Source organism: Roseovarius sp. A-2, from assembly GCF_002072155.1.
GTDB lineage: Bacteria > Pseudomonadota > Alphaproteobacteria > Rhodobacterales > Rhodobacteraceae > Roseovarius.
Genome location: NZ_BDIY01000057.1, coordinates 1 through 5,767 on the forward strand (window position 1 = coordinate 1; position 5,767 = coordinate 5,767).

Below are 5,767 nucleotides of genomic sequence, written 5' to 3' on the forward strand. Positions count from 1 at the left end.
TGTGAACATTGGCCAATCCAGAAAGACACGAAACCCCCAAGTGAGGCTCGTCGCCTGAGCGTTCAAGCGGGAAGTTCGAACTTCCTGCTACAGCGTCCGTCTTGGCAGAATAATCAGACGAGATTGTGTATAAATAACAAAAGCCTGCCGACCTTTCAGTCGGCAGGCAGGTAGGTGCGTGTCCTGCGGTGCGGAATGGCTCCGCACATGACCGTGCACTTCGGATTTACCACCGAACAGCCGACTTTGAATTCGAACGCGGTCGCGACACTTCGATCCTCCCAACCCGGAACGCAAACATGCGGCGTCCAATGCGAGGACCGCGGAGGGAGAGAACCAAAGCGCCCGGAGCGCAGGATGAACCGCAGAAAATTCCGCTCTTGGCCAGGAGGGTCAGAGAACTTGTGGTTAAATGCAAGCCCCGCGGGGGCCTTGCTTTGCAAACACACCCTCGCGGACCTTTTTACGTCTCATGCCTGTCTGACACGCGTGAGATCACCGATGAAACAAGCCTTCGAAACCCCATCCGATGTCCTCGATCGAGGGCCCGCCGCAGACCTGCCGTCTGAACGGAAAACCCCGGGTTCGAACGGTTTTGAAACCCATCTGAATGAAACGCTTATCCAGATTTATGGGCCTTACCTGCACCCCCGTTCCGTTCAGCTCGGCGTGACTGAACGGACGGCGCTGCCGATGAACACTCAAACTCTCTGATGAAAGAAAGGAAAACCGATGCAAATCGAAACTCTCCAACATGTCTATCAAATCCTTCCGGATCTTTATTCCGAAACCTCGCGGGATGCGTATCGCGCGGCGTTCCGGCGCGCGGAGCGGTTGACGAACAAGAAGCTTTGGCAGCTCGCGGCGGACGAGCGGGCTTGGGAGCAGGAGCTCTCGAAAATCGTCTGGGCCGGCGAGTTCCGCGCCAAGACCCCCGAGGCCGCCGAGCGCGCATTCGAGACGTGGGGCGGCAAGATCCCCGCAGCGATCCGACGGGCGCGCAAGCATGCCGGATCGGGTCCAGCCGGCAATCGGAGCGCACAGGAAGCCTGGGACCGGATCGCGGACTATGTGTCCGACGTTGAAAACTGTTTCGATGAGACGGGCCAGAGAATCCTGCCGAACATGGCGGGTGTCTCGATCGCAAATTTGCGATCACGACTAGGGCACGTGCGTCCGCAATCTGTGGATACTGCCGCCGCGCGCGAGGCGCTGCGGCGCTTGCCGGCGGACAAGACGGAGAGCTATCGGAATGCCGTGAGGTTTTTCAACCGCCTGATCCGCGAGCAGAACCGGCACGCGCCCATCGCGGACCTCTTGCCGGATATGCAGGTGGGGACGTTGCCCACGCGGCGCGATGCGCCGATCGATTGGTCACTCTTCTCGCAAGAGTTCCTCGACGCTCGTGACACCGCGCTGGACGAAGCGGTGCAGGCCGAGGCAAACAAGAAAAGCTCCCGCGCCGCCCGGATTGCCGCGCGGCGGCAAAACAAGCTTACGCGCCGACGGCGCGTCTTCAACCCGGACGCGACGCGGAAAAACTACGTCCGCTCGCTGTCCTGGCTTGCACGGCATGCCGAAGCAGACCGCAGGGACGTCTACGATGTCAAAACGCTCGGTGATCTCGTCACGGAAGAACGCGTCGAGGCAGCGGTTAACCGCTTCATTGCGCGCAGCCAGTCGGACGAGGAGCTCCGCGATACGAAACAGACGAGTTCGCTCAAGAGCTACCTGTCAGCTCTCGTTTCGCTTGTGCGCCGCAACGGAATGGACGAGGATCTGGTCTTCGCGCTCGAGGATATCGCCGACGATCCGGACTACGTCTCGGATCGTGCGGGTGAGATGTCCGCGACACGCGAGGAGTTCATCCGTCTCATCGATCGCGATCCGGCCGTCGTGCGGGCCATTGTTACCGGTCCGGAGGCTCTCCTGCGGGAGGCGCGGCGGGGTTTCGATCGTTGGGAGCGGTCGCGTGACGCTCAAAAAGCCGAAACCCTCCACCTTTCGATCGCGTCTGCCGCTATGGCCGTGCAGCTGGCGCGGCCGCTTAGGACGCGCAACGTCAACGAGTTCGACGCGGGCGGCCAGGGGGCTGATCTCGTCGTACCACGCCGCGCGGGCGCCCAGGCATGGATCGAGATCGATCGAACGAAAGTGAAGAACCGCCGCGCGATCGAGGGCCCGGTGCCGGAGTGGCTTTTGGCGGTTCTCGAAGCCTGGCAGGACGAGGGCAGGCCGCTCTGGATCGCGCGGCACAAGAAGACCGGCTGCCGCGACACCGATGCGCTCTTTCCCGGAACGCGGGGGGACTATCTCACGCGCTCGACATTCAACAAGTGCTGGAATCGTGGCATGGCACGTCTTGGGCTCACCGGCCTTACACCGCACATGATGCGCCACGTCGCGGCGACGCTCTATCTCGCGGTGCATCCCGGCGACTATCATGTCGTGGCAGCACTACTCTGCGATGAGTTGAAGACCGTAGAACAATTCTACTCCCGCGGCGAGGGACGGGCGGCCGCCGAACTCTTCGCGCAGGTGCTGGAAGACCTGCATCCGACTCTTGGCCTGCGGGGGGCCGCGTGATGCCACCCAAACCCCAAAGCCGCGCCGCGCGCGCCGAGGCGCTGGTGGTCGCAATGCCCAATGTCCCGCGGGACGTGACCGAACGTCTGCGCCAGGCCGCGCTCGTCAAGGACCTTGAGCCGCGGGGCATGCCCGCAGCGCTGGAGCGCTTCTTTTCCCGCCTGGCGGCGGAGGGCCGCGCGCCGGAGTTCGCACAGGCGGAGGACTTTGCTGCCTCTACGCAGAGCCGGACGGCGTTCCGCACGCTCTTGGCGGCGCTGTCGCGGTTCGCGCCGGATGTGCCGACCGCGGCGGCCGTACCGGTCAAGCGCGACTGGGACGCGTGGCTCAACGGGCGGTACAACAGCCGCGCTCCGCGTCCGCGCCGTTCGCGTCGCGAGGCGTTGAGATCCGAGGTGTGGCCCGAGGCCTGGCGTGCAGCCTTGCCGTGTCTTGCCCGGCGTGCTCGGCGTGATGGACGGCGGTATCGTCCTCTCGGCTCGAAGAGCAGAGCCTCGGTGGTCCAGGCGGTCGGGCTCCTGGCGCTTGCGCGTGAGAACGCGATCACCGAAGGCTCCGAGTTCGGGGAAGGGTTCACGCCGGAGCTCGCGGAGGCGTTTCTCGGCTTCCTCATAGAGCGTGTAAACCCGCGAAGCGGCGAACCTATACAGTTCGGAAGCATCGCCGATTATTTCGAGCGCGTGATGTGCCTTGCCGCCCGGGCCGAACTTTACAGGCCGGACGGTGAAGCCTCCTTCGGAGAGATCCTCGCGGCATGCCGCGCGGAGGCGGCCGAGGAGACGCCGATGAAACGGGCAAGGATGCGGGAGTTTCGCGAAAAGCACGGGCTCGATGGGGTCCTTCGGGCCGCCGTCGCGGCAAGCGAGGAGGCGCGCGACCTGCCCGGGCATTCGGACAGGGCGGCCCGCCTGCGGCGTAAGGCGGTGGTTTTTGCGTTGCTCGTCAACGGCGTAGACCGGCAAGGGGACCTGTCCGAGTTCCGGATCGGACGCGATATCGTGCGCCGGGCGGACGGAACCTGGGAACCGGCGTTCCGTCAATCGAAGACGGCCCGCTGGAAAGAGAACGGTCCGCTCTGGGGGCTGACCGGTTTGCTCATCGATGCGCATGTGCTCGAAGGCCGGCCGGCCTGGTGCATCGAGACACGCATCGCTGAGTTCGACGGGCGCAATCTTCTGAGCCTGCGAGACGAAGGCTTCGACACGTATCACGCGTCCAAGCTGCTCCGCGAGCAGTTCGGGATATCCGGGCATCTCATCCGCACGGCCGTCACCGATCTTCTGCGCCGTCATCGTCCCGATGCCGCCTGGGCGGTCCAGAGGCTGCTGGGACATTCTGTTGAATGGATGCAGGAGAGCTACCGCAGCGAATTCGCGGAAGTCGCAAGCGTGGAGAAATACCACGCCGCCTTGGAGATGCTTGTAAGGGGAGAAACGTCCCCGGCTTCGGAGCCAAGACGACGAAAGCGCGGTTGAGGCAACGACGGGTCGCCGCTGTTATGTGCGAGGCACTGGCCTGAGCGCCAAATTTGCCGTGTCTACATTTAAATTGCACCCTACAAGCAACTCGGCGCCGGCCTTCAATACAAAGGTCAAACCATGCTGCCCCACGCATGTTGACGCAACGTCAAGCTGCGTCTGATTTCCGGCAGCTGAACCTCGCAGCCAAATCCCTTGCAGCGGTCGAGACCGGCCGTCTCAACATGGCGGGGAGACCCCGCGCCAACTTCAGACCCTTGTTTCAGCCTTGGAGGCAATTATGACAAAACCGACACTCTGCACACTCACCCCGCGCCCTCTTCCGAAGAACCTCGAGATCCCTTGGAAACCCTTCATCACCTTGCTCGGCAGCCTATCTCAGGCGCCAGACCAGACCCTCATCGGCGTTGATCTGGGTCATCTACGTAGAGCCAGCGGCAGACCACCCGTTACTGAAACATGCGCGTACTTCTTCAAGGAAAACGACCTCTGCCGTGCTCACATCCTGGAGACCCCCGAGAAGGAACGCTCCAAATGCGATCTGATTTCCACGGTCGCGGACCGTCGCGGCGACCAGTTTGCGTCCTCGTTCGACGCGCTCGACTGGCCGGAGGTCCAAACGTCTACCCTCATCTTCCGTGATTTCACCTTCGTCTACGGGTATCGGAGAGTGGGATCGGGCGATTGCTACGAACTCATTCCAGAGCCTCGGCTGCTCCTTCACGGCGATTGCACCGGTCGGGATCTTGAGCAATTGAGGACCGAAATCGAAATGGGCCTCGAGGGGCTGTCGGATGCCCATTCGGATTTCCACGACACCCGGTTCGAAATACGTCTCGACGACTCAGCTTGGGCCAAAACCTGAGCTGGGTGTTGTCACGTTAACTCGCGCAGTCAGCAAGTTGTGGTGCCGATGATACATCAAGCGGCACTCGCTGCGGATTTCCACGCATCGAATGCTTCGAGCCGATGGTAACGGATGGTGAGGGCGGAGCGGCGACGGGCTGGGACGGAGAAACGATTGCGGGTTGCGGACTGCATGGAGACGAAACGCTGCAATCCACCCGCCGATCGGAAGCCCTGCATGGCGCGCTCTCGTTTTCGGAAAGGTAAATGGTTGTTCTCTGCTCGGTTATTGAGCCCCTTGTGGGACCAATGATCAATGCCCGGCGCGACCTCGCGTTTTGCGGCACCTTAGGATCGTAATTTGTCCGTAATGATTCTTTTTGGCACGAAGCCCCAACGTTTCATCAGCTTGATCAAAAGCCGCTTTGCCGCGCGCTTGTCTCGCCTGGATTGCAGGATTTCTTCAAGCACGGTGCCATGTTGGTCGACGGCCCGCCATAGCCAGTATGACCGGCCCGCGATCTTCACGACGACTTCGTCCAGATGCCAGACATCGCCGGGGCGCGGCTGTCGTCGCCGCAGAACGTGGGCGATCAGCGGGCCGAACTTGACGGTCCAGCGCCGGATCGTCTCATACGAAACGTCCAGGCCGCGTTCCAGCATCAGTTTCTCGACCTCGCGCAGGCTCAAATTGAACCGTGAAGTGGTCCCAGAAAACTGGACAGTCGGCTAAGGTGTATCCCAAACCTTTGAAGGGATACGAGAATGGCGAAGCGCCGGAACTTTACAGACCAGTTTAAGGCCAAGGTGGCGTTGGAAGCGCTACGTGGTGACAAGACCGTGCAGGAGATCGCGGC

At 62.0% G+C, this 5,767-nt stretch carries 4 protein-coding genes and 1 pseudogene; 4 read left to right on the plus strand and 1 reads right to left on the minus strand.

All coding sequences use genetic code 11. The features are described 5' to 3' along the window. Nucleotides 1-501: 501 nt before the first annotated feature. The 4 genes from BHD06_RS23415 to BHD06_RS22205 all read left to right on the plus strand — a co-directional run bounded on the left by BHD06_RS23415 (nt 502) and on the right by BHD06_RS22205 (nt 4,929). Nucleotides 502-714 (plus strand): hypothetical protein, encoded by a 213-nt coding sequence (locus BHD06_RS23415; RefSeq protein WP_139784856.1) that lies wholly within the window; start codon nt 502-504, stop codon nt 712-714. An 18-nt stretch (nt 715-732) separates the two neighbouring features. Next, nucleotides 733-2,586: a tyrosine-type recombinase/integrase gene (locus BHD06_RS22195; protein WP_080459124.1), complete on the plus strand. Its 1,854-nt coding sequence runs from the start codon at nt 733-735 to the stop codon at nt 2,584-2,586. Next, entirely contained in the window at nt 2,586-4,061 is a 1,476-nt protein-coding gene (locus BHD06_RS22200; protein ID WP_080459125.1) for a hypothetical protein, read from the plus strand. Before BHD06_RS22195 ends, BHD06_RS22200 begins: the two co-directional genes overlap by 1 nt. A gap of 283 nt (nt 4,062-4,344) precedes the next feature. Then, a complete protein-coding gene (locus BHD06_RS22205) occupies nt 4,345-4,929 on the plus strand; it encodes a hypothetical protein (protein WP_080459126.1) in 585 nt (194 codons plus the stop codon). 56 nt (nt 4,930-4,985) lie between these two features. Here the strand turns inward: BHD06_RS22205 and BHD06_RS22210 are convergent. Further along, nucleotides 4,986-5,609: pseudogene (locus tag BHD06_RS22210) on the minus strand (IS6 family transposase); the annotation flags it as partial. Between the last annotated feature and the right edge of the window lie 158 nt (nt 5,610-5,767).

Coding starts and splice junctions, on each gene's coding strand:
- BHD06_RS22205 (WP_080459126.1), top strand. CDS start 4,345: ATGACAAAACCGACACTCTGCACACTCACCCCGCGCCCTCTTCCGAAG.
- BHD06_RS23415 (WP_139784856.1), top strand. CDS start 502: ATGAAACAAGCCTTCGAAACCCCATCCGATGTCCTCGATCGAGGGCCC.
- BHD06_RS22200 (WP_080459125.1), top strand. CDS start 2,586: ATGCCACCCAAACCCCAAAGCCGCGCCGCGCGCGCCGAGGCGCTGGTG.
- BHD06_RS22195 (WP_080459124.1), top strand. CDS start 733: ATGCAAATCGAAACTCTCCAACATGTCTATCAAATCCTTCCGGATCTT.